Raw genomic sequence first — 21,281 nt, 5'->3', positions numbered from 1 at the left:
CGGCTAGATCAGAGGCATGACCGACCGCATCCATCGCTTCGACGCCCTCGATAATTTCCGCGACTACGGCGATTACGACACCGCCGCCGGACGCCGGATCGCCACCGGTCGCCTGTTCCGCTCGGCCCACCAGGCCCGGGTCTCGGACGCCGATCTCGAACGTCTGGGCGCCCTGGGCATCGGGACGATCGTCGACCTGCGCCGCCCCGGCGAGCGGCGCGACCAGCCGTCGAAACGCCCGCTCGGCTGGGCCGGTCAGGTGCTCGACAGCGACTTGGGCCCCGACGGCGAGGCGCCGCACATGCGCTTCCTGCGCACCGCCGACCTGACGGTCGATGCGGGCCGGACCTTCATGGCCGGCATCTACCGCACCCTGCCGTTCGAGCCCGCCCACCTCGATCTCTTCACCCGCTATTTCCGCGCGCTCGGCGAAGGGGAGGGGGCGGTCCTGATCCACTGCACCGCCGGCAAGGACCGCACCGGGACGCTGGCCGCCCTGACCCATCATCTGCTCGGCGTCCATCGCGACGACCTGATCGCCGACTATCTGCTGACCAATACCGCCGTCGATCTGGAAGGAATGGCCCCCAAGGTCGCCCGTCAGCTTGAGAAGGCCACCGGTCGCCCGGCCGCCCATGACGCCGTCGTCGCCTTCCTCGGCGTCGAGCCGGTCTACCTCGAGACCGCCATCGCCGCGATTGAGGCCCGCCACGGCTCCCTCGACGCCTATCTCGAACAGGCGCTGGGCGTGGACGCCGTCTTGCGCGACCGCATCGGCGAGCGGCTCTCGGCGTGACCTTCCGCGCCGTCGAACGCCGCCCCCTGCCATGGCGAGAGCCCCTCGCCGCCGCCGCCGGGCTGCGGCATCGGGACGGAGCCTTGGCGCTGCTCTCCGATGGCGGTCCGCTGGGCCGCTGGTCCTTCGTCGCCGCCGACCCGGACCGGGTGATCATCGAACCGGTCGAGGCCGGGCTGGACCGGCTGCGCGATCCGGACTTCGCCAATGGCGTGGTCGGTCTGCTCGCCTATGACGCCGGCGCCCGCCCGGCGACCGGCCCGCGCGAGGCCGTCTGGCCGGACCTGATGCTGGCCCGCTACCCGGCCATGCTGGCCTTCGACCACCAGACCCGACAGGTCTTCGCTGTCGGCCGTGGCGTTGAGGCCGACGCGGCCCGGATCGCCGCCGACACGGCGCACGTCTGGCTCGCCGCGGCCCCGGACGATCCGGTCACGCCGCCCCCGCCGGCGACCCGCCTTGAGCCCGAGGCGCCCGGTTCGGCCTATGAAGCCGCCGTCGCCGATGTTGTCGCCCGGATCGCGGCGGGGGAACTGTTCCAGGCCAATATCGCCCGCGCCTGGACCGGAGACCTGCAATCCGGCGCCGATCCGTTTGACGTCCTGCTGCGCCTCTCCGACCGCGCCTCGGCCTACGGCGCCTTCTGGCGGCTGGGGGGGCGGGCCATCGTCTCCAACTCGCCCGAGCTCTTCCTTACCCTCGACGGCGACCGGATCGAGACCCGGCCCATCAAGGGCACCCGACCGCGCGACCCGGACCCCGCCCGCGACGCCGCCCTCGCCGCCGAGCTTCGGATGAGCGCCAAGGATCGGGCCGAGAACCTGATGATCGTCGACCTGATGCGCAACGATCTGGCCCGCGCCGCCGCGCCCGGCTCGGTCGCGGTTGAAAGCCTGTTCGACGTCGAGGCCCTGCCGACGGTGCATCATCTCGTCTCTACCGTGACCGCCCGCGCCGCCCCCGGCGTAGGCCCGGCGGATCTGCTGGAGGCCACCTTCCCGCCCGGCTCGATCACCGGCGCCCCCAAGCATCAGGCCATGAAGGTCATCGCCGCCCACGAACCGCCGCGCGGGCCGTGGTGCGGCAGCCTGTTCCACATCGAGGATGGACGGCTGACCGCCTCGGTGCTGATCCGCACCGCGGCGTTCGAAAGGGAAGGGCAGGTCTGGCGCTTCCGCACCCTCGCTGGCGCGGGCATCGTCGCCGACAGCGATCCCTCGGCCGAGCGGGCCGAGACCGAAGCCAAGATCCGCGCCCTGCGCGAAGCCCTCACCGGCCCCTAGCAGGCCGGGCAGAGCGTCTTGTCAGTCGTCCGGGGACGCAGATAGTAGGTGTGCGAGAACCGCGTCAGGCCCGGCATCAGATAGTCGGCGGGCGAGTCATAGTCATAGGTCACTTCGGACATGACCACGCTCTGTCCGTCCGCCAGCAGGTCCGCCGGCAGGGTCACGAGCTCATTCTTCGCCCGCGCGGTCATGCCGTCGCCCCGGCTCCAGTCAACCCGGATCTGGTTGCCGGACCGGGTCACGCTGCTGACCCGCTGCTTCAGCGTCGTCGTCGGGAACGGCTTCATGATCAGACCGCCGATCGAGAAGATGTCGGCCAGGGCCGCGGGGGTGACCAGCTCCTCCTGGGCGACCAGGTCCGCGACCATGGCCGAGGCGTGGCCCATCCGCTTCTGGGCCATATAGCCCTGACAGAACTCGGCCAGCCCCATGTAGAAGGCGATGATCACCGGAGCCAGCAGGGCGAACTCGACGGCCGAGACGCCCCGGTCGTCGCCGGTCAGGCGGCGAATGAGGGACAGACGCATCATCCTGGTTCGTTCCGGAAGGCGGTGGTGGCGGTCATCCGGACCGTCCCGTCATTCAGGCGGGACAGGCCCTGCGCCATGAAGGGCGTCAGCAGCGGCTGCTTGTACCAGGCGCGCACCAGGATCAGGTCGCCGGGCTGCCCGTTCGAATAGGTCAGGGCGCCTTCATTGAAGTTGCCGCCGGTCATCGGATCCGGCGGCGTGGTGTTGAACTGCGGGATCACCCGCACATCAACGGACAGTCGGGTGGGGCAATCCGCGGAGAAGACGCTCATCCGCGAGCAGACCGCGGTCTTGAAGCTTGAGGCGCTCATGCCCTGGGCGCTGGCCTGTCCGGTGCGGACCAGGCGGCCGGTCTCGATGGTGGCGTTCTCGAGGACGGAGTCGGTCACGAAGACCAGGGCCAGCTCCAGGATGGCGAAGATCATCAGGCAGAAGGGCAGGGCGACCATGGCGAACTCGACCGCCGCCGACCCTTCGCGGGCGCGCCGGTCAACCGGTCGCCGGAACATCGCCCGGCGAGGATCGTGGAGCGCGCGCACCGGGCGTCAGGGGGTCGGGGACGAGGCGGCTTCGTCGTTGCGGACGGAGGGCGAGCACGAGCTGGCGCAGGCCATCTCGGTCGCCTGCCCGCCGCGCCACACCCGGACCCGGCCGCTGCCGTCGCCGGCGGTGACCACGACCTGGCTCTGGAAGACGGTGCGGCCGATCGGGTCCACGGCGACGACCTCGGTCACCCCGTAGCCCTTGCCGGTGATGTAGAGCGTATTGGCGTCGACCACCGTCACATCGGCGATGGCGGGGTTGCCCACGATCACCGAGGCGGCGCTGCCCCGCATCTGGACGCGCCGCGCCTGGTCGATCTCGACGTTCAGGCTGGCGGTCTGCGCCACGACGATGGCCGGAACAGCCATGACGACTGCGGCGGCGAGGGTGGCGGCAAGGCGGATCGGGCGAGGCATGGCGGTCGGCTTTCAATGGCAGGCGCGCGCGTGAGCGTGACCCGGACACTGCCGCTCCAATCCTCAAGAAAGTCTGAAATGAGCATTGGAGGCCCTCTGGAGCCCTCAAAACCACTAACTTTAGTGAGCTTTGCTGCGATTTCTTAGAGTAAACCCGCCGGTAACCAAGAGCGCAGACCGGAATTTAACCGATCCGGGCGATAACCATCCTGCGTTTTGGGGGTCCAGCGGGCTGCCGGCTCCCCCCGCGTCAGTTAGCTCGCTACACCTCGATCCATAGGGATAAACACAATGACCAAGTTCGTTTCGAAGTTCATGTCCGACGAGTCGGGCGCCACCGCCATTGAATACGGCCTGATCGCCGCCCTGATCGCCGTCGTGATCATCTCGGCCGTGACCGCTCTGGGTTCGACCATCAAGACCAAGTTCAACGCCGTCGTCAGCGGCATGGGCGGCACCCCGGGCACCTAAGCCCGACGGAAACGTCTTGAAACCGGCGAGGGGCCGGGGCGATACGCCCCGGCCCCTCTGCTTTTTCAGACGTCTGAGCGACGTTTTACAGTAACGTTCCGGTAAGCACGTCCATACGCGCAAGTTTAACCTCGGCTGTATCAGACTGCATCTCGTTCAGGGGGGCACGGCGGGAAACCGTTTTCCCTGACTGCCTATCAGTCGACCCAACCTGGGAAAAAAGGGAAAGCAGATGACCAAGTTCGTTTCGAAGTTCGTGTCCGACGAGTCGGGCGCCACCGCCATCGAGTATGGCCTGATCGCCGCCCTGATCGCCGTCGTGATCATCTCGGCCGTGACCGCGCTGGGCTCGACCATCAAGACCAAGTTCAACGCCGTCGTCAGCGGCATGGGCGGCACCCCGGGCACCTAAGCCTTCGGGACCATCCCCAAGATCGGCAGGGGCCGGGGCGGAAACGCTCCGGCCCCTTGTCTTGTCGGGCACGTGGGAAACGCGGTCTTAACCGTGATGACGGCAGGGTCGGAGGATGGAAACCGTGTCCCTGCTCCTCCTGGGCGTCATGCCGCTGCTGGTCATCGTCGGAGGGCTCAGCGACCTGACGACGATGCGCATTCCGAACTGGATCTCGCTGGCGCTGATCGCCGGCTTCCTGCCCGCGGCCTTCGCCGTCGGCCTGCCGCTGACGCAGATCGGCGTGCATTTCGCGGTGGCCGTCGCCGCGCTGCTGGTCGGCATGGGCATGTTCGCGCTGCGCTGGATCGGCGGCGGCGACGCCAAGCTGATGGCCTCGTCCTGCCTTTGGCTGGGCTTCCAGGGGTCCGGCATGTTCCTGCTCTGGACCGCCCTGGTCGGCGGTCTGTTCTGCCTGTTCCTGATCTTCGCCCGCTTCCACTCGCGCCCCTATCTGGCCGGCGCGCCCGGCTGGATCGTCACCCTGATGGAGCCGAAGGGCGACATCCCCTATGGCGTGGCCATCGCGGCCGGCGCTCTGATGGCCTACCCCTCCTCCGCGCTGGTGATGCATTTCATCGCCGGATAGGCCGGCCTGTGGATGACTTAGGCCCGCGTTAACCCGCACCCGGCATGGTCGTTAACGGTAGGGGGCCGAAGGACCGATTCACGTGTCCGGGTTGGCCCGCCGGAGACCGTCGATGAAGCCTGCCCGTATCATCGTGATCTGCATCGCCGCCGTGGCCGCCATCGGCCTGGCGCTGGTCGTTCGCGCCATGGGATCCTCCTCGGGGCAACCCACAGCCGTCGCCACCGCCGAGCCGGTTGAGACGAGGCCCATGGCCAAGGTTCTGGTCGCCGCCAAGGATCTCCAGCCCGGTCAACGCCTGACCGAGAGCGACATGGAATGGAAGGAATGGCCGGCGGACGAGGTCAATCCGGTCTTCATCACCGACGGCTCGGTGCCGATCCCGTCGGCTGACAGCGCTGACGCGCCCGAAAAGGCGGAAGAGAAGCCCGCCGGAGCGGTAGCCTCGGTCACCCGCGCCGCCAGCAATCTGGCGACCGGAGGCGCCAAGGCCGACTATGTCGGCTCGGTCGTTCGTGAACCCATCCTCGCCGGCGAACCCATTGTGATGCGCAAGATCGTGCGCGCCGGGGATAGCGGCTACATGGCCGCCTATCTGGAGCCGGGCATGCGCGCCATGGCCATTCGGGTGACGGTCGAGACTGCCGCCGGCGGCTTCATCCTGCCGGGCGATCGCGTGGACGTGGTCCTGACCCGCGAAACCAATCTTTCGAATGTCGGCTCCTCCGAGGGGGATCGTCCGAAATTCACCTCGGCCACCGTCATGCAGAACATCAAGGTCCTGGCCATCGACCAGTCGACCCGCGCCGGAGATGACGAACAGGCCGTGATCGGCGCCACCGCGACGCTGGAAGTCGGCCCGCGCGACGCCGAGGCGCTCGCCCTGGCCAAGTCCGAGGGCGAGCTCAGCCTGGTGCTGCGCTCCTATGCCGACACAGGAGGGCCGTCGGGACGCACTGCGACCCCCACGGCGCGGCAGGCCTCGGCCGTTCGTGTCTATCGTGGCGGCGCGCCGGAAGTGGTGGTGGTCCAATGAAGCGCTTCATCGCTGTCGCCCTGGCGGCCCTGACGGTCGTCGCGACCAGCCCGGTCGCTCCTGCCCAGGCCCAGAATCGCGCTGCTGTCTCCATGGGCGCACAGGCCCAGTTGATCAGCCTGCCGCGTGGCTCCTCCATGGCGGTCGACCTGCCGGCGGACGCCCGGGACGTGATCGTGCCGAACCCGGTCGTGGCCGAGGCCATGCTGCATTCGCCGCGCCGCATCACCATCATCGGCCTGCAGCCCGGCGAGACGGATGCTGTCGTGCTGGACAGCGCCGGCCGGACCATCCTGTCGCTGCGTGTCCGTGTCGACGCAGGCGTCTCGGCCCTGCAGGACACGCTCAATCGTGTGATGCCGACCGCCAACGTTCGCGCCGAGGCGGTCAACGACAGCATCATTCTGACCGGGACGGTCTTCAGCCCGGGCGAATCCGATCGCGCCAGCCAGGTGGCCCGTGCCTTCGTCGCCACCCCGGACAAGGTCATCAACATGATGACCATCGCCGGCTCCGATCAGGTCATGGTCCGGGCCCGCATCGTCGAGGTGCAGCGCACCGCCATCAAGCAACTGGGCTTTGACGCGACCGCGGTTCTCGCCAGCGTCGGCAACGGGCTCAGCCTGACCCAGGGCGCCACCTTCGCGGTCAACGGCAACCAGCTGGGCGGCGGGATCATCCGCTACCAGGACACCGCAGGCGACGGCTCCAGCACCAATGCCGCCCTGCGCGCCTTCGAACGCGCCGGTCTGGTCCGCATCCTGGCCGAGCCGAACATCACCACCGCCAACGGCGAGGCCGCCGAGTTCTTGGCCGGGGGCGAGTTCCCCGTCCCGGTCGGTCAGGAGACCGATGAAGGCAGCACCAAGGTCAGCGTCGAGTTCAAACCCTATGGCGTGCGTCTGGCGGTCCGCCCGATCGTCCTGTCGCCGGGCCGTATCTCGCTGCAGCTGTCGACCGAGGTCTCCGAGCTGACCCAGGTCGGCGCCTTCACCCTGGGCGGCGGCGCGGATCGCACCCTGGTCATTCCGGGCCTGAATGTGCGCCGGGCCTCCAACACGGTCGAACTGCCCTCCGGCGGCTCGCTGATGATCGCCGGCCTGCTGCGCGAGGATACCCGCCAGAACATCGACTCCCTGCCGGCGCTGGGCGACCTGCCGGTGCTGGGCGCCCTGTTCCGGTCGCGGGACTACATCTCGGGCGAGACCGAACTGGTCATCATCGTCGAGGCCTACATCGTCTCCCCGACCGGCGCCGGGACCATGCAGACCCCCGCCGACGGCCTGCAGATCGCCAATGACGCCCAGACCCTGCTGTTCGGTCAGCTGGACCAGCACTACGGGCCGCGTGGCGGGACCGCCGTGGCCGGGACCGGCTGGAACGGCCCCGTCGGCTATGTGATCGAATAAGGGCCCCCGATGATGATGCGCTCCCTTCTTCTCGCCTTCTCCACCGCGGCCCTGCTGGCCGGCTGCGCCTCGACCGGCTCGGTCGCGCCGCCGACCAACGCCCTGTCGCAATACGCGCTCCGTGTGGAGCCGGGCCTGGATCGCATCGCCCTGGCGGTGCACGAGGACGGACTGTCGGCGAACCAGGTCGCGGCCCTGCGCGATCTGGCGGTTCGCTATGCCGACACCGGCACGGGCCGGGTTCAGGTCCAGGGACCGTCGGGTGAGGATCCCGCCGCCTCCCGCCAGACCTGGGCTATCCGCTCGGCCCTGGAAGCCGCCGGCGTGCCCGGTCAGAACATTGAGGTCGCGGCCTATGACGCGCCCGACCCCCGCGCGCCTGTGCTGGCCGGGTTCGAGACCGTTCGGGCCGTTATCCCTAACTGCGCCGCTGAACGCCGCGACATGGGCGGACGTTTCTCCAACTCCCCGTCGCTGGGACTGGGCTGCGCCATCAACGCCAATATGGCAGCCCAGATCGCGGATCCGCGCGACATCGTCGGCGCCCGGGTGATGACGCCGGCCGATTCCGGCCGCGCCGCCGTGGTGTTCGACAACTACCGCAAGGGCCAGCCGACGGCCGCGCCGCAGGAAACCCTTGTTCAGGGCGCCATCGCTCAGGCTGTGGAATAGGTCGAGATGAGCAACGCCTTCGCCCCCCGCCCCTTTGAAGATTTCGAGGACGACGAGTTCGACCTCGACATGGGCTATGTCGCCCAGGGGCCTGCCGGCCCGATCGGCGATGACATGTCCCAGCCCTTCCCGACCGAATCGCCGGTTATCGAAGGGGATGTGGAGCGCCGTCCGCCGTTGCAGTTCACCGCTCCGGCGGTCCCGTCGGCTCCGCCGGTTCCGCAGCCGCACACGACGCTGTCAGAGCCTGAAGCCCCGGGCGTGGACTTCAATCCGGTCGGCGATCTGGTCGCCGGCGCCCAGGCCGCCTTCTCGCCGCCGGTCGTCGGAGGCCAGACGGTCGAGGTGTCGGTGCCGCGCATCGCCATCCACGTCTTCGCCGAACGCCAGGACACGCTCGCCGCCGCCGAGCGCGCGGGGCAGGACCGCCGCCTGTCGCGCGCCACGACCCAGATCCGGGTCGGCGGCGTCGCCGCGGCCGTCGAGGCCTATCAGCACGAGCCGACCCCGCCGCTGATCGTGGTCGAATGCCTGAAGGACCCGCAGACCCTGCTGTGGGAAGTGGACCAGCTGGCCGAGGTCTGCGACGCCGGCACCAAGGTCGTCGTCATCGGCGCGACCAACGACATCCTGCTGTTCCGCGAGCTGATGCGCCGCGGCGTCAGCGAATATCTGGTCGCTCCGCTGCAGCCCCTGCAACTGATCGCGGCCATCGGCGGCCTGTTCGCCGATCCGGCCCAGCCCTTCGTTGGCCGTTCGATCGCCTTCGTCGGCGCGCGCGGTGGATCGGGCGCCAGCTCGGTCGCGCACAATACCGCCTATGCGATGTCCGAGCGGATCGGCGCCAATACGGTCATCGTCGACTATGACCTGCCGTTCGGCACCGCCGGCCTGGACTTCAATCAGGATCCACTGAACGGCGTGGCTGACGCCCTGTCGCAGCCCGATCGTCTGGACCCGGTGCTGCTGGACCGGATGATGGTCCGCTGCACGGACAAGCTGAGCCTGTTCGCCGCCCCCGCCACGCTGGACACCGACTGGGAGATCAGTTCGGAAGCCTTCGAGGAGGTGACGACCCAGATCCGCGCCACCGCCCCGTTCGTGGTGCTGGACCTGCCGCACGTCTGGTCGTCTTGGATGCGCCGCACCCTGATCAGCGCCGATGAAGTGGTGGTCGTGGCCACGCCCGATCTGGCCTCGCTGCGCAACGCCAAGAACATGATCGACCTGATCAAGCAGGGCCGTCCCAATGACGCGCCGCCGCGTCTGGTCCTCAACCAGGTCGGCGTGCCCGGTCGCCCGGAAATCCCCGCCAAGGAGTTCGGCGCGGCCCTGGGCGTGCACCCCAGCCTGATCATCCCGTTCGACGCCAAGACCTTCGGCGCCGCCGCCAACAACGGGCAGATGATCCTCGACGCCGGCGCCAAGACCAAGGCCGCGGAAGCCTTCCAGACGCTGGCCCAGATCGTCTCGCGCCGTGAGATTCCGCTGCTGGCCGGTCCCGGCGCCGCCAAGGCGGGCGGCAAGTCGATGTTCTCGGGCCTGTTCAGGAAGAAGTCGTAGGGCGTGTTCGGCAAGCGCACAGGTCAACCCGGCAGTTCACCCGCCGCGCCTCGCCCGGCGCCGGCGGCACCAAAGCCTGCGCCGTCCGCTGATCCGAACTTCCAGCCGCAGCAGGGGATCCAGACCCAGGCCTTCGCCTTCGGCGGGGAAGGGGACGTCATGGAGGCCCCGCGTCCGCAGACGGCGCCCTCCGCCGCGCCGGCCGGCGCTGATCGCCTCGACGCCCTCGCCTCGCGGCCCAAGCCCCCGGCGCCGGCCCCGCAGAGCAGCGGCCCTGGCCCCAAGGCCACGCCCGGCTTCGAACAGCTGAAGAAGGCCCAGCAGGTCGCCGAGATCGTCCGCGAGCAGTCGGACTATTATCACGCCACGAAGACGACGATCTTCAACGCGCTGATGAACACCATCGACCTGGCCCAGCTGGCCCAGCTCGATCCGAAGACCGCCGCCGAGGAGATCCGCGACATCGTCGCCGAGCTGGTGGCGATCAAGAACGTCTCCATGTCGGTGGCCGAGCAGGAGCATCTGGTCCAGGACATCGTCAACGACGTCCTCGGCTACGGTCCGCTGGAGCCGCTGCTGTCCCGCGACGACATCGCCGACATCATGGTCAACGGCGCCGGTCGGGTGTTCATCGAAGTCGGCGGCAAGGTGCAGCTGACCAACGTCCGCTTCCGCGACAACGCCCAGCTGATGAACATCTGCCAGCGGATCGTGTCGCAGGTCGGCCGTCGCGTCGATGAAAGCTCCCCGATCTGCGACGCCCGTCTGCCGGACGGCTCGCGCGTCAACGTCATCGCCCCGCCGCTGGCGATCGACGGCCCGACGCTGACGATCCGGAAGTTCAAGAAAGACAAGCTGACGATGAAGAACCTGGTGGAGTACGCCTCCATCAGTCCCGAGGGCGCGCGCGTCCTGGGCGTCATCGGCGCCTCGCGATGCAATCTGGTCATCTCGGGCGGTACGGGTTCGGGCAAGACGACCCTGCTGAACACCCTGACGGCCTTCATCGACCCGACCGAACGCGTCATCACCTGCGAGGACGCCGCCGAGCTGCAGCTGCAGCAGCCGCACGTCGTCCGCCTGGAAACCCGCCCGCCCAACCTCGAGGGGCAGGGCATGATCACCATGCGGGATCTGGTGAAGAACTGTCTGCGGATGCGTCCCGAGCGGATCATCGTCGGCGAGGTCCGCGGTCCGGAAGCCTTCGACCTGCTGCAGGCCATGAACACCGGCCACGACGGCTCGATGGGCACGCTGCACGCCAACTCCCCGCGTGAAGCCATCAGCCGTATGGAGTCGATGATCACCATGGGCGGCTACGGCCTGCCGTCCAAGACGATCCGCGAGATGATCGTCGGCTCGGTGGACGTCATCGTCCAGGCCGCCCGCCTGCGTGACGGTTCACGCCGCATCACCCACATCACCGAGGTGGTCGGGCTGGAAGGCGACGTCATCGTCACCCAGGACCTGTTCGTCTACGAGATCACCGGCGAGGACGAGAACGGCAAGATCATCGGCCGTCACCGCTCCACCGGCATCGCCCGTCCCCGCTTCTGGGACCGCGCCCGCTACTATGGTCTGGAGCGCGAGCTGGCTGAAGCCCTGGACGCGGCGGAGTAGCGGCGATGCTTCCGATCCTTGCCGCCGTTCTGGCCTTCATCACCATCGGCGGTCTCGGCTGGGCCTTCGTCGGCGGCGGCGACTCCAGCGACGCCGCGGTCAAGCGCGCCCAGACCTTCGGCGTGCCGAAGCAGAGCGCCGCGGCGGCCAAGAAGGCGGCCGCCAACACGCCTGAGGCCCGCCGCAAGCAGATCATGACCCAGCTGCAGGAGTCGGAGCGGGCCGAGCGCAAGGCGCGGGTCAGCCTGGCCGCCAAGCTGAAACAGGCGGGCCTGTCGACGACCGTCCGGACCTTCTGGATCATCAGCGCCGTGCTGGGCGTGCTCGCCTTCCTGCTGCCGCTGATGTTCGGGCTGAACATCTTCATCTGCATCGGCGTGGCCGTGGTGTTCGGCCTCGGCCTGCCGCGCTGGGTCGTGGGCTTCCTCGGCAAGCGGCGGATGAAGAAATTCTCCAGCCATTTCGCCGACGCCGTCGACGTCATCGTGCGCGGCATCAAGTCCGGCCTGCCGGTCCATGACTGTTTCAAGATCATCGCCCGCGAGAGCCCCGCGCCGCTGGGGCCGGAGTTCCAGAAGCTGGTCGAGGGGATGGGCGTCGGCCTGACCCTGCCGCAGGCGCTGGAGAAGATGTACGAGCGCATGCCGACGCCGGAGCTGAAATTCTTCGCCATCGTCATCTCCATCCAGCAGAAGACGGGCGGCAACCTGGCCGAGGCCCTGTCCAACCTGACCACCGTGCTGCGCGCGCGGAAGATGATGGGCGAGAAGATCAAGGCGCTGTCGTCCGAGGCGACGGCCTCGGCGGGCATCATCGGCTCGCTGCCGCCGGCGGTGATGATCCTCGTCAGCATCACCACCCCGGCCTACATGGCCAGACTGTTCACCGATCCGCGCGGCCAGTTCATGCTTCTGGTCGCGGTCGTCATGATGAGCTTCGGCGTCTTCGTGATGAAGAAGATGATCTCCTTCAAGTTCTGAGGACCAGACATGCCGGGCCTCATTCCCTTCTTCACCGATCCCGTGAACCTCCTCAGCATGCTGGTGGGGTTCCTGGTCTTCGCGACGCTGGTGACCCTGCTGGGCTCCATGGGCGGCGGCGCCAAGCTGGACACCCGGATGAAGGCCGTCGCGGTGCGTCGCGAGGAGCTGAAGCGCCGCTCGCGTCAGGCGATCGCCCAGGGCGGACAGGGCGGCCTCCGGCACAGTGATGAAGGCTTCAAGAAGCGCGTCGTCGAGCGCCTGAACCTGACCCAGCTGCTGGAAGACCCCAAGGTCGCCGAGAAGATGGCCCAGGCCGGCTATCGCGGTCCCAAGCCGCTGACGACCTTCTACTTCTTCCGCTTCTCCATGCCGTTCGTCTTCCTGGCGATCGCGGTCTTCTACCTGTTCATCTTCAACGATTTCGGCCTGCCCGTGATGATGCGGGTCACCATGTGCATGGTCGCGGCCGTCATCGGCTTCTATGGCCCGAACATCTTTCTGGCGAACCGGATCGCCAAGCGCAGAAGCTCGATCATGCAGGCGTTCCCGGACGCGCTCGACCTGCTGCTGATCTGCGTCGAAGCGGGCATGTCGATCGAGGCGGCGATCCAGAAGGTCAGTCAGGAAATCGGCGGTTCGTCCATCGATCTGGCCGAGGAGCTGACCCTGCTGTCAGCCGAGCTCAGCTATCTGCCCGACCGCCGGATGGCCTATGACGGCCTGGCCAAGCGGACCAACCATCCCGGGGTGAAGTCGGTCGCCACCGCCATGACCCAGGCCGAGACCTACGGCACGCCGCTGGGCACGGCCCTGCGGACGATGGCGAAGGAAAATCGCGAGATGCGCCTGTCCGCCGCCGAGAAGAAGGCCGCCGCCCTGCCGGCCAAGCTGACCGTGCCGATGATCCTGTTCTTCCTGCCGGTGCTGTTCATCGTCATCCTGACGCCCGCGATCATCAGCATCATGGACACGATGGCGTCGCAGTAGGCGGGGTCAGGCCTCGGCCGCCGCTTTCCAGGCCTCGGCCACGCGCGTGACCGCCTGCCGCAGATGCTTGCGGTGCTTGTCGAAATACATCTCGCCGCGCAGGCCCGAGAAGATGAAGCCGTTGGAGGCGATGCAACTGCCCGGCTCCAGTTCCTCGATCTCGAAATAGCGCATCGAGCGGAACCACAGGCCGCGGTTCTCCATCCAGACCAGCTGGGCATAGGGCTGCCACTCGCCGACGCGCGCGGTCACCTGTCGCTCCGGCAGGCCCTCGACCGCCTCGGTCAGGGTGATCTCGCCGCCGAAGGCGATGGTTCCGCCGGTTCCGGTTTCGACCGGATTCCAGTTGTCCCAGCCGGGCAGGTGGGAAATCACCTCCCAGATGCTGTCGGTGGAGGCCTGAATGCCGATGCGCTGTTCGATCTTGGCGATATCCATGCCGCTGATCTGGCACGGCTTGCGGGGCGGGAAAAGGGCGCGTGTCGTCTCAGCGGTTGCCTTCCGGCCCCGGCTGCGAGGCGGGCGGTGTCTCGGGCGAGGGCGTCTCCTCCCGATCCGGCAGATCCGGAGGTCCGTCGCGGAGCCGGGCGCTGGTGAAGCACAGCAGGGTGGCGGCGGCCAGCAGCAGGGCGTTGGCGACAAACGGCGCGGGCTCGGCGAACTCATAGAGCGCCACCCCGATCACCGGCGGGGCGAGGAAGCTCAGGCCCGCCAGCGACATCATCAGCCCGGCGACCGCGCCCTGCTCCGACGGCCCGACCGACAGCGACGATCCGGCGACAAACCCGGGTCGGGCGAAGCCGACGCCCATCGACACCACGGCATAGCCGATGACCACGCCGTAATAGCCGGGCGCCGTGATGCTCAGAATATTGCCCAGCAGGGCCAGCGCCGCGCCCCAGCGCATCAGGTCGCGGGCCTCCAGCTTCAGCATCGGGATCAGGCCCCACTGGGCCAGCAGGGTCGCCGCGGCCCCGGCGAACATGGCCAGGGCGATGAACGGATGGCTGGCTTCCTGCGCCGTCCCGGTGGCGGCCATCTCGTCGATGATGTGGAAGCCCAGCACGGAGATGTTCACCGCCTGCGCCCCGGTCACTAGCAGGCCATACAGCAGATAGTCGCGAACCCGCGGGTCGCGCCACAGACCCTTCGCCGCGTCATCCCGGCGGCCGCTGGGAGAGGGGATGCGGACGACGTCACCGCTGGGCAGCTTGCGCCAGACCACCAGCAGGGCCACTGCGCCCATGGCCGCGAAGGCGTACATCGGCCCCGCCAGCCCGACCAGCGGCAGGACGAACAGGGGCGCCAGGGTCGGGCCGATGACAGTGCCGAGCCCCTGCGCCGAGGCCAGCATCGACATGGCCTGCGTCCGTTGCCCGGCGGTGGTCCGGTCGGCGACATAGGCCTGGGAGGCGATCGGGGCGGCCGAGCCGAACACGCCATAGACCGTCCGGGCCGTCGCCATCAGGAAGAAGGCCACGCCGAAACCGAGCCAGCCCTGCAGGCCCGAGGTGGTCGCCAGTCCGAATCCGGTCATCGACAGGATGAAGCCGGTCAGGCCGATCATCATCACCTTCTTGCGTCCGAGGTTGTCAGACAGCCGGGCCCAGAAGGGCGAGGCGACGGTCCACATCAGGGCCGAGATGGCGAAGGCGCCGGACACCAGCGTGTCCCGCAGTTCGAACGTCCGGCCGATGTTCGGCAGCACCGATTGCAGGGCCATATTGCCCGCCGCCGCGATCAGGCTGACCGCGAACAACATTGCGAAGGCGGGGGATCGGAGGTTCACGGGGCAAGCGTAGGCGCTCGCCGCGCCGGGGTCACCCCCCGCTGACGACCCGCAAGGCTGGCTGATCCCGATCGGTTTCGAGATCCAGCGCCGCACGCACCTCCGCCAGGTCGGCGCCCCGGGGCACGATCAGCATGGGCGCGCCTCTGCGTCCCGCCCGCACCGCGACCACGGCGTTCTTCGGGCAGATGTCGAAGCAGTCGGCTTCCAGCACCAGCACCTCGGCCTTGCGCCCCTTGCCGGCCTTCAGCGCCTTGCGCAGGGCCTTCTTCAGGGGGCGGTCGCCGTCCGGACCGAAGCCTTCGCCGTCCAGCTTCTTCTGGCATTTGCGGCAGACCAGAACCACGTCCTGCCAGTTGGTCTTCGCCTGCTTCAGGGTCATGTCCCTGAGATCGAGATAGCGGTGGTCTTGCGCAAGGGGCGCGGGGCCTGTCACGGTGGCGTCTTCCCACGGAGACCGCCATGAACGCTCGTCGCCTGATCGCCGCTTCCTCCCTGGCTCTCGGGCTGGTTTTCGCGGCCGGTCAGGCCTGCGCCCAGGTTCCGCTGGCGCGGGTCGAGGCGGCGGTGGAACAGATCAATCCGCGCGTCATCGAATGGCGCCGCGACCTGCACGCCAATCCGGAACTGGGCTTCGCCGAGACGCGCACCGCCGGCGTGGTGGCGGACCATCTGCGCGCGCTCGGGCTGGAGGTCAGGACCGGCGTCGGGCGGACGGGCGTGGTTGGCATCCTGCGGGGCGGGAAGCCCGGTCGCACGGTCGCCCTGCGCGCCGACATGGACGCCCTGCCGGTGCTGGAAGCGACCGGCCTGCCTTTCGCCTCGACCGTGACCGGAACCTATATGGGCCAGACCGTTCCGGTGGCGCACGCCTGCGGACACGACGCCCATGTCGCCATGCTGATGGGGGCGGCCGAGGTGCTGGCGGGCATGAAGGCCGACCTCGCCGGGACCGTCGTCTTCATCTTCCAGCCGGCGGAAGAGGGCGCGCCTCCGGGCGAACCCAAGGGCGGCGCGGCCCTGATGATCGAGGAAGGCGCGCTGCGCGACCCGCGCCCCGACGCCATCTTCGGCCTGCATGTCGTGCCGGGGCGGCCGGGCACGATCTTCTATCGTCCGCAGGGCTTTATGGCGGCGTCGGATCGGGTGGATATCGTCCTTCACGGGCGCCAGACCCATGGCGCCTGGCCGTGGAAAGGTGTCGACGTCATCGCGGCCTCCGCCGACGTCATCCAGACGATCAACACCCTGACCGCGCGCACTATCGATCCGACGACGACGCCCACGGTCTTCACCATCGCCACCCTCGACGCGGGCGTGCGCTACAACATCATCCCGGACACGGCGACCCTGTCGGGCACCCTGCGCACCTTTGACATCGCCCAGCGCGATGATCTGGTTCGCCGGGCCGAGGCCGCCGTCGGCAATGTGGCCGAAAACTACGGCGCGACCGCCGAGTTCTCGGTGCGCCAGAACGCGGCCCTGGTGTTCAACAATGAGGCGTTGTCCGCCTGGCTGGCCCCGGTCCTGACCGAGGCGGCGGGCGAGGGGAACGTCAATCCGGCCACCCCCGCGACGACCGTGGCCGAGGACTTCTCTTACCTCTCGCAGGAAGTGCCGGGCGTCTTCTACCATCTGGGCGGTTCGCCGGACGGGGTTGATCCTGCGACCGCGCCGCCGAACCATTCGCCGGCCTTCAATGTGAACGAGGCGGTCCTGCCGCTGGGCGTGAAGGCGCATGTGCTCAGCGCCATCCGCTTCCTGGAACAGCCTGTCCCGTAACCATGTTCTTCAACGGCGGCTCAACGAACCCGGCGCAGACTGTCCGGGTTCGGAAGGAGGGTCGCCCATGAGTGAGTTGCCAGTCCGATTGCCGCCCGCGCGTCTGGAAAGACGCGGCGGTCCGCTCAGGGAGATCGTCTTCTTCCTGATCGCCTTCGCCGCCATGTTCGGCGGCGCCCTGCTGGGTCTTGAGGCCCTGCTCTAGCTCGCGCGGGCGAAGAAGGTCCGGATCACCCGCTCATAGGTTCCGGCCAGCGCCTCCAGTTCGGCGGTCGGCACCCGTTCGTCGATCTGGTGCATGGTCTGGCCGACCAGACCCAGCTCCAGCACCGGGCACATGGCGCGGATGAAGCGGGCGTCCGAGGTGCCGCCGGTGGTCGAGGCCTCCGGGCGGATGCCCAGCTCGGTCTCCACCGCGTCCTGCACGGCTTCGACGAACACGCCCGCCTGGGTCAGGAAGGCGTCGCCCGAGTGCATGTGCTCGACCTCGATGCGCAGTCCGCTTTCGGCCTGCGCCTTGCCCGCCTCGGCGTTCAGCCAGGCCATCAGGCTTTCGCCCGTGTGTGAGGGGTTGAAGCGGATGTTCAGCCGCCCCCGCGCCTCGGCCGGGATCAGGTTGGTCGCGGTGTTGCCGACGTCCAGGGTGGTCAGTTCGAGGTTGGACGGCTGGAAGGCCTCATAGCCCTCGTCCAGCCGATGCGCCGCCAGCGTCGCCGCCAGCCTGGCCAGCACCGGCACGGGATTGGCCGCGCGGTCCGGATAGGCCACGTGGCCCTGCTTGCCGTGGACGATGAACCAGGTGTTCAGCGAGCCGCGACGGCCGATCTTGATCATGTCGCCCAGCCGCTGCTGCGACGACGGCTCGCCCACCACGCAGGCGTCGATCACCTCGCCCTCGGCCATCAGGGCCTCGACCACCTTCTTGGTGCCGTGAAGGGCCGGGCCTTCCTCGTCGCCGGTGATGAGGAAGCTCAGGCTGCCGGGCACGTCGCCATCCGCCAGCACCTTCGACACCGCCGCGACCCAGGCGGCGATCCCGCCCTTCATGTCCACCGCGCCCCGGCCGTACAGCACCCCGTCCTTGACCTCCGCTCCGAACGGCGCGGAGGACCAGGCCTCGGTCGAGCCGGTCGGCACCACGTCGGTGTGGCCCGCGAAACAGAGGTTGGGCGAAGCCGTCCCGCGCCGGGCGTAGAGGTTCTCGATCCGCGCATCGGCGCCAATCCCGTCCGGGTCGCCGAAGGCCAGCCGTCGGCAGGTGAAGCCCAGCGCCGTCAGCGTCCGCTCCAGCACGTCCATCGCGCCTTCGTCAGCGGGGGTGACGGACGGAATCCGGATCAGGTCGCGGGTCAGTTCGACAGGATCGATAACGGGAGTTGATGCATGGCTCATGGTTCCTTGCTTTACGTGGTCCGGGCGATGGGGAGAAGGTCAGGGCCATGCCGAAGATCGACATCGACAACGCGCCAATCGGTCACGGGACATCCTACCCGGAAGAGCACGCCGGCCCCTGCAAGCCGCGCCGTCGCTGGAAGCTGGGCGATGCGGCGGGGCTGACCCAGTTCGGGGTCAATCTGCTGCGCCTGCCTGCTGGGGCCTGGTCCAGCCAGCGGCACTGGCACGCGAGCGAGGACGAGTTCGTCACCGTCCTGTCCGGCGAGGTGGTGCTGATCGAGGAGGATGGCGAGACCGTGCTGCGCGCCGGTGATTGCGCCGGCTTCCCGGCGGGCGTACCGAACGGCCACAAGATCGAGAACCGTTCCGACAGTGAGGCTGTTCTGCTGGAAGTCGGAACACGTTCGTTCAAGACCGATGCCTGCGACTACCCTGATATCGACATGGTCCTGCCCGAGGGCGCGGATCGCTACTTCCACCGGGATGGCTCCCCCTACCCGAAATACGATCGACGCACGTGACTGTTGAAAGCCTCGACGCCGGCTCGCCGACGCCGCCTGTTCCCCCCGCTCCACCCGAAGGACCCTCCAGTCCCTGGGGCATCCGCGACTTCCGCCTGTTGTGGTTCGGCCGCGTGGTCGCCGTTCTCGGCATCCAGATCCAGTCCTCGGCCCTGCTGTGGCAGGTCTATGAGATCGCTCGCCGGGACCACCCGGTGGCCGAGGCCAGCCTTTATCTGGGGCTCGTCGGCCTGTGTCAGTTCCTGCCGCTGCTGGCCTTCACCCTGCCGGCGGGGGCCATGGCCGACCGGCGCGATCGCAAGACGACGGTGTGGATTTCGATCCTGGTCGAGGCGTCCTGCGCCCTGGCCTTCCTGCTGATGGCCATTCACGGCTCGCCGCCGCTGTGGGGACTTCTGGCCGTCGCCGCGGTGTTCGGCGCAGCCCGGGCCTTCCTCGCCCCGGCCAGCCAGGCCTTCCTGCCCATGGTCGTCGGGCGCAAGGCCCTGCCGCCCGCCATCGCCGCCCAGTCGATCGCCTTCCAGACCGGCGCCATCGCCGGTCCGGCGCTGGGCGGGGTGATTGTGGCGGTCAATGTGCCGCTGGCCTATGCGGCGTCGCTGGGTCTGTTCCTGCTGGCGGTCGGCGCTTTCCTGCTGATCCGCACCAGCGGCAAGCCGGCCCAGGTCGAGCACAAGCTGTCGCCGCTGGAGTCGGTGAAGGAAGGTCTGGCCTATGTCTGGAAGACCAAGATCGTGCTGGGCGCCATCTCGCTGGACCTTGTCGTGGTGCTGCTGGCCGGGGTCGCCCTGCTAACGCCGATCTTCGCGCGGGACATCCTGCATGTGGGCGCCATCGGCTTCGGCCTGTTGCGCGCCTCGTTCGGCGTCGGCGCCATGGCGGTGGCCATCTATCTGAGCCGCTTCCCGATCGTGAAGCACGGCGGGCGCTGGATGTTCGCGGCGGTGGCTGTGTTCGGCCTGTGCACCCTGACGTTTGGCCTGTCCAAGATCGTCTGGCTCTCGGCCCTGGCCCTGTTCCTCGGTGGGGCGGCGGACATGATCAGCGTCAACATCCGCCAGACCCTGATCCAGCTGGCCACGCCCGATCACATGCGCGGCCGGGTCAGCTCGGTGTCCATGCTGTTCATCGGCGCGTCGAACGAGCTGGGCGAGGCCTATTCCGGCCTGATGGTCCGGGTTCTGGGCGCGGTCGGCGCGGCCTGCTTCGGCGGCGTCGGCGCGCTGGTCGCCACCGGCGCCTGGGCGGCGATGTTCCCGGGCCTGCGGAAGGCGGACAAGCTCTCGTAGGTGCTAGGTTCTAGGGGGCAGGTTCTAGGGAAGCGGAAATCAACCTGATCCCTGAACCCTAGAACCTAGAACCTTCTTACCCCCACGGCCTGAAGTGTTTCGACAGCTTCAGCCCCTGCTTCTGGTAGTGGCTGCCGCCCTCGCCATAGAGGCGGCTGGGCCGCTCGGTCAGGGGCTCATAGACCAGCCGGGCGACGATCTGGCCGTGCTCCAGCAGGAAGGGGGTGTCGTGGGTGCGAACCTCCAGCACGCCCTTCGAGCCCGCGCCGTGCGCCTCGTCCGTGCCGAAGCCCGGATCGAAGAAGCCCGCATAGTGGACGCGGAACTCGCCGACCGACGGGTCGATCGGGGTCATCTCGGCGGCCTGATCGACCGGAATTTCCACATCGTCCGACGAGGCGAGGATGTAGAACTCGCCCGGATCCAGAAGCAGTTCGCCGCGACGCAGGGTCAGCGGCTCCCAGAAGTCCTTCGGGTCGTGACCGTCGATATTGTCCAGATCGACCACGCCGGCGTGGCGACGACCGCGGAAGCCGACGATGCCGTGCTCGCCGCCCGAAAGTTCGACGCCGACCGAGCGGGTTTCCAGCTTCGGCGGCTCACCCGCCTTCAGGCGTAGCTGGTTCAGGCGGGTGCCCGGGCGGACCAGGATCGAGAAGGTCTGGGGCGCGATCTCGAGATAGAGCGGGCCTTCGTACCCCTCGTCCACGTCGTCGAAGCTGCCGCCGCGATCGGTCAGAAGGCGAACGAAGACGTCGACGCGACCGGTCGAGCTCTTGGGGTTGGCGCGGGCGATCAGGCCCTTGGGCAGGCTCAACCGTTCCTGCAGCTTGGCGATATAGACGCAGCCCTTCTCCAGCACATAGCCGGCGGACAGGTCGATGGTGTGCATGGCCACGTCGGCGATGCGGTCCTCGACCTTGCGCTTGCCGGGCAGGAAGGAAGCGCGCACGCGCCAGGCGGTCGCGGACAGACGCAGGTCCAGACTGGCCGGCTGCACCTGATCGGCGTCGAACGGGGTTTCGGTGGAGATCGCGCCACCGGCGATCAGCGCTTCGATCGACTGGGCGGGCAGAATGCCGGGACGGGGGATGCTCAGGGTCATGCCTATCGCTTACACGAATTTGCGGCCTGTCTCTCTCGCCGCATTCCG

24 protein-coding genes are annotated in these 21,281 nt (G+C 68.4%); 16 read left to right on the top strand and 8 right to left on the bottom strand.

Translation table 11 applies throughout. The features are described from left to right. Positions 1 to 16: 16 nt before the first annotated feature. On the top strand, positions 17 to 796 hold the full coding sequence (locus ACFQQC_RS02355; protein ID WP_376859308.1) for a tyrosine-protein phosphatase: 780 nt from the start codon (positions 17 to 19) through the stop codon (positions 794 to 796). Next, positions 793 to 2,079, top strand: coding sequence for an anthranilate synthase component I family protein (locus tag ACFQQC_RS02350; RefSeq protein WP_376859306.1), 1,287 nt, complete (start codon positions 793 to 795; stop codon positions 2,077 to 2,079). The genes ACFQQC_RS02355 and ACFQQC_RS02350 overlap by 4 nt, the downstream gene beginning before the upstream one ends. Here the strand turns inward: ACFQQC_RS02350 and ACFQQC_RS02345 are convergent. Genes ACFQQC_RS02345 through ACFQQC_RS02335 form a run of 3 tightly spaced genes read right to left on the bottom strand, consistent with a single transcriptional unit; the run spans position 2,076 to position 3,571 of the window. Beyond that, complete coding sequence (locus ACFQQC_RS02345; protein ID WP_376859304.1) at positions 2,076 to 2,612, bottom strand: TadE/TadG family type IV pilus assembly protein; 537 nt, start codon at positions 2,610 to 2,612, stop codon at positions 2,076 to 2,078. The two genes, ACFQQC_RS02350 and ACFQQC_RS02345, sit on opposite strands and share 4 nt — an antisense overlap. Beyond that, complete coding sequence (locus tag ACFQQC_RS02340; protein WP_376859302.1) at positions 2,609 to 3,121, bottom strand: TadE/TadG family type IV pilus assembly protein; 513 nt, start codon at positions 3,119 to 3,121, stop codon at positions 2,609 to 2,611. Before ACFQQC_RS02340 ends, ACFQQC_RS02345 begins: the two co-directional genes overlap by 4 nt. A gap of 36 nt (positions 3,122 to 3,157) precedes the next feature. Further along, positions 3,158 to 3,571: a pilus assembly protein N-terminal domain-containing protein gene (locus ACFQQC_RS02335; protein WP_376859301.1), complete on the bottom strand. Its 414-nt coding sequence runs from the start codon at positions 3,569 to 3,571 to the stop codon at positions 3,158 to 3,160. A gap of 291 nt (positions 3,572 to 3,862) precedes the next feature. Between ACFQQC_RS02335 and ACFQQC_RS02330 the strand changes: the two genes are divergently transcribed. From ACFQQC_RS02330 to ACFQQC_RS02285, 10 genes are all read left to right on the top strand, one after another. Beyond that, a complete protein-coding gene (locus tag ACFQQC_RS02330; protein ID WP_376859299.1) occupies positions 3,863 to 4,042 on the top strand; it encodes a Flp family type IVb pilin in 180 nt (59 codons plus the stop codon). A 232-nt stretch (positions 4,043 to 4,274) separates the two neighbouring features. After that, complete coding sequence (locus tag ACFQQC_RS02325; protein WP_376859298.1) at positions 4,275 to 4,454, top strand: Flp family type IVb pilin; 180 nt, start codon at positions 4,275 to 4,277, stop codon at positions 4,452 to 4,454. A 115-nt stretch (positions 4,455 to 4,569) separates the two neighbouring features. After that, positions 4,570 to 5,082 (top strand): prepilin peptidase, encoded by a 513-nt coding sequence (locus ACFQQC_RS02320; protein ID WP_376859296.1) that lies wholly within the window; start codon positions 4,570 to 4,572, stop codon positions 5,080 to 5,082. Between the two features lie 112 nt (positions 5,083 to 5,194). Further along, positions 5,195 to 6,118 carry a Flp pilus assembly protein CpaB gene (cpaB, locus tag ACFQQC_RS02315; protein ID WP_376859294.1) on the top strand — a complete coding sequence of 308 codons (924 nt, stop codon included), beginning with the start codon at positions 5,195 to 5,197 and terminating at the stop codon, positions 6,116 to 6,118. Further along, the gene (locus tag ACFQQC_RS02310; RefSeq protein WP_376859292.1) at positions 6,115 to 7,527 is read left to right on the top strand and encodes a type II and III secretion system protein family protein; all 1,413 of its coding nucleotides are present in this window, start codon (positions 6,115 to 6,117) and stop codon (positions 7,525 to 7,527) included. Before cpaB ends, ACFQQC_RS02310 begins: the two co-directional genes overlap by 4 nt. A 9-nt stretch (positions 7,528 to 7,536) precedes the next feature. Further along, a complete protein-coding gene (locus tag ACFQQC_RS02305) occupies positions 7,537 to 8,199 on the top strand; it encodes a CpaD family pilus assembly protein (protein WP_376859290.1) in 663 nt (220 codons plus the stop codon). 6 nt (positions 8,200 to 8,205) lie between these two features. Continuing rightward, positions 8,206 to 9,762, top strand: a complete 1,557-nt coding sequence (locus ACFQQC_RS02300; RefSeq protein WP_376859288.1) for a CpaE family protein — start codon at positions 8,206 to 8,208, stop codon at positions 9,760 to 9,762. Between the two features lie 3 nt (positions 9,763 to 9,765). Continuing rightward, on the top strand, positions 9,766 to 11,382 hold the full coding sequence (locus ACFQQC_RS02295; RefSeq protein ID WP_376859286.1) for a CpaF family protein: 1,617 nt from the start codon (positions 9,766 to 9,768) through the stop codon (positions 11,380 to 11,382). A 5-nt stretch (positions 11,383 to 11,387) separates the two neighbouring features. After that, a complete protein-coding gene (locus ACFQQC_RS02290) occupies positions 11,388 to 12,362 on the top strand; it encodes a type II secretion system F family protein (protein WP_376859284.1) in 975 nt (324 codons plus the stop codon). Between the two features lie 9 nt (positions 12,363 to 12,371). Continuing rightward, complete coding sequence (locus tag ACFQQC_RS02285; protein ID WP_376859282.1) at positions 12,372 to 13,352, top strand: type II secretion system F family protein; 981 nt, start codon at positions 12,372 to 12,374, stop codon at positions 13,350 to 13,352. A gap of 6 nt (positions 13,353 to 13,358) precedes the next feature. On the opposite strand, the gene ACFQQC_RS02280 is transcribed toward ACFQQC_RS02285, so the two are convergent. The 3 genes from ACFQQC_RS02280 to ACFQQC_RS02270 are packed head-to-tail and all read right to left on the bottom strand — an operon-like array spanning position 13,359 to position 15,523. After that, complete coding sequence (locus ACFQQC_RS02280; RefSeq protein WP_376859280.1) at positions 13,359 to 13,790, bottom strand: SRPBCC domain-containing protein; 432 nt, start codon at positions 13,788 to 13,790, stop codon at positions 13,359 to 13,361. A 49-nt stretch (positions 13,791 to 13,839) separates the two neighbouring features. Further along, positions 13,840 to 15,141 (bottom strand): MFS transporter, encoded by a 1,302-nt coding sequence (locus ACFQQC_RS02275; RefSeq protein ID WP_376859278.1) that lies wholly within the window; start codon positions 15,139 to 15,141, stop codon positions 13,840 to 13,842. Positions 15,142 to 15,172: 31 nt separating this feature from the next. Beyond that, positions 15,173 to 15,523 carry a hypothetical protein gene (locus ACFQQC_RS02270; RefSeq protein ID WP_376859276.1) on the bottom strand — a complete coding sequence of 117 codons (351 nt, stop codon included), beginning with the start codon at positions 15,521 to 15,523 and terminating at the stop codon, positions 15,173 to 15,175. An 80-nt stretch (positions 15,524 to 15,603) separates the two neighbouring features. Between ACFQQC_RS02270 and ACFQQC_RS02265 the strand changes: the two genes are divergently transcribed. Next, positions 15,604 to 16,923 carry an amidohydrolase gene (locus tag ACFQQC_RS02265; protein ID WP_376859274.1) on the top strand — a complete coding sequence of 440 codons (1,320 nt, stop codon included), beginning with the start codon at positions 15,604 to 15,606 and terminating at the stop codon, positions 16,921 to 16,923. Between the two features lie 67 nt (positions 16,924 to 16,990). Further along, positions 16,991 to 17,128: a hypothetical protein gene (locus tag ACFQQC_RS02260; RefSeq protein ID WP_376859272.1), complete on the top strand. Its 138-nt coding sequence runs from the start codon at positions 16,991 to 16,993 to the stop codon at positions 17,126 to 17,128. Here the strand turns inward: ACFQQC_RS02260 and dapE are convergent. Beyond that, positions 17,125 to 18,315 (bottom strand): succinyl-diaminopimelate desuccinylase, encoded by a 1,191-nt coding sequence (gene dapE / locus ACFQQC_RS02255; protein WP_376859270.1) that lies wholly within the window; start codon positions 18,313 to 18,315, stop codon positions 17,125 to 17,127. The two genes, ACFQQC_RS02260 and dapE, sit on opposite strands and share 4 nt — an antisense overlap. Positions 18,316 to 18,362: 47 nt before the next feature. Between dapE and ACFQQC_RS02250 the strand changes: the two genes are divergently transcribed. Then, entirely contained in the window at positions 18,363 to 18,839 is a 477-nt protein-coding gene (locus ACFQQC_RS02250) for a cupin domain-containing protein (protein ID WP_376859268.1), read from the top strand. Beyond that, a complete protein-coding gene (locus ACFQQC_RS02245; protein WP_376859266.1) occupies positions 18,836 to 20,128 on the top strand; it encodes an MFS transporter in 1,293 nt (430 codons plus the stop codon). Before ACFQQC_RS02250 ends, ACFQQC_RS02245 begins: the two co-directional genes overlap by 4 nt. A gap of 76 nt (positions 20,129 to 20,204) precedes the next feature. On the opposite strand, the gene ACFQQC_RS02240 is transcribed toward ACFQQC_RS02245, so the two are convergent. Beyond that, on the bottom strand, positions 20,205 to 21,233 hold the full coding sequence (locus ACFQQC_RS02240; RefSeq protein WP_376859264.1) for a 2'-deoxycytidine 5'-triphosphate deaminase: 1,029 nt from the start codon (positions 21,231 to 21,233) through the stop codon (positions 20,205 to 20,207). Between the last annotated feature and the right edge of the window lie 48 nt (positions 21,234 to 21,281).

It is taken from the genome of Brevundimonas sp. GCM10030266 (genome assembly GCF_042666595.1).
Taxonomy (GTDB): Bacteria; Pseudomonadota; Alphaproteobacteria; order Caulobacterales; family Caulobacteraceae; genus Brevundimonas.
Note: the sequence above shows the minus strand (reverse complement) of the source record. Positions and strands in the feature narration are given on the sequence as shown.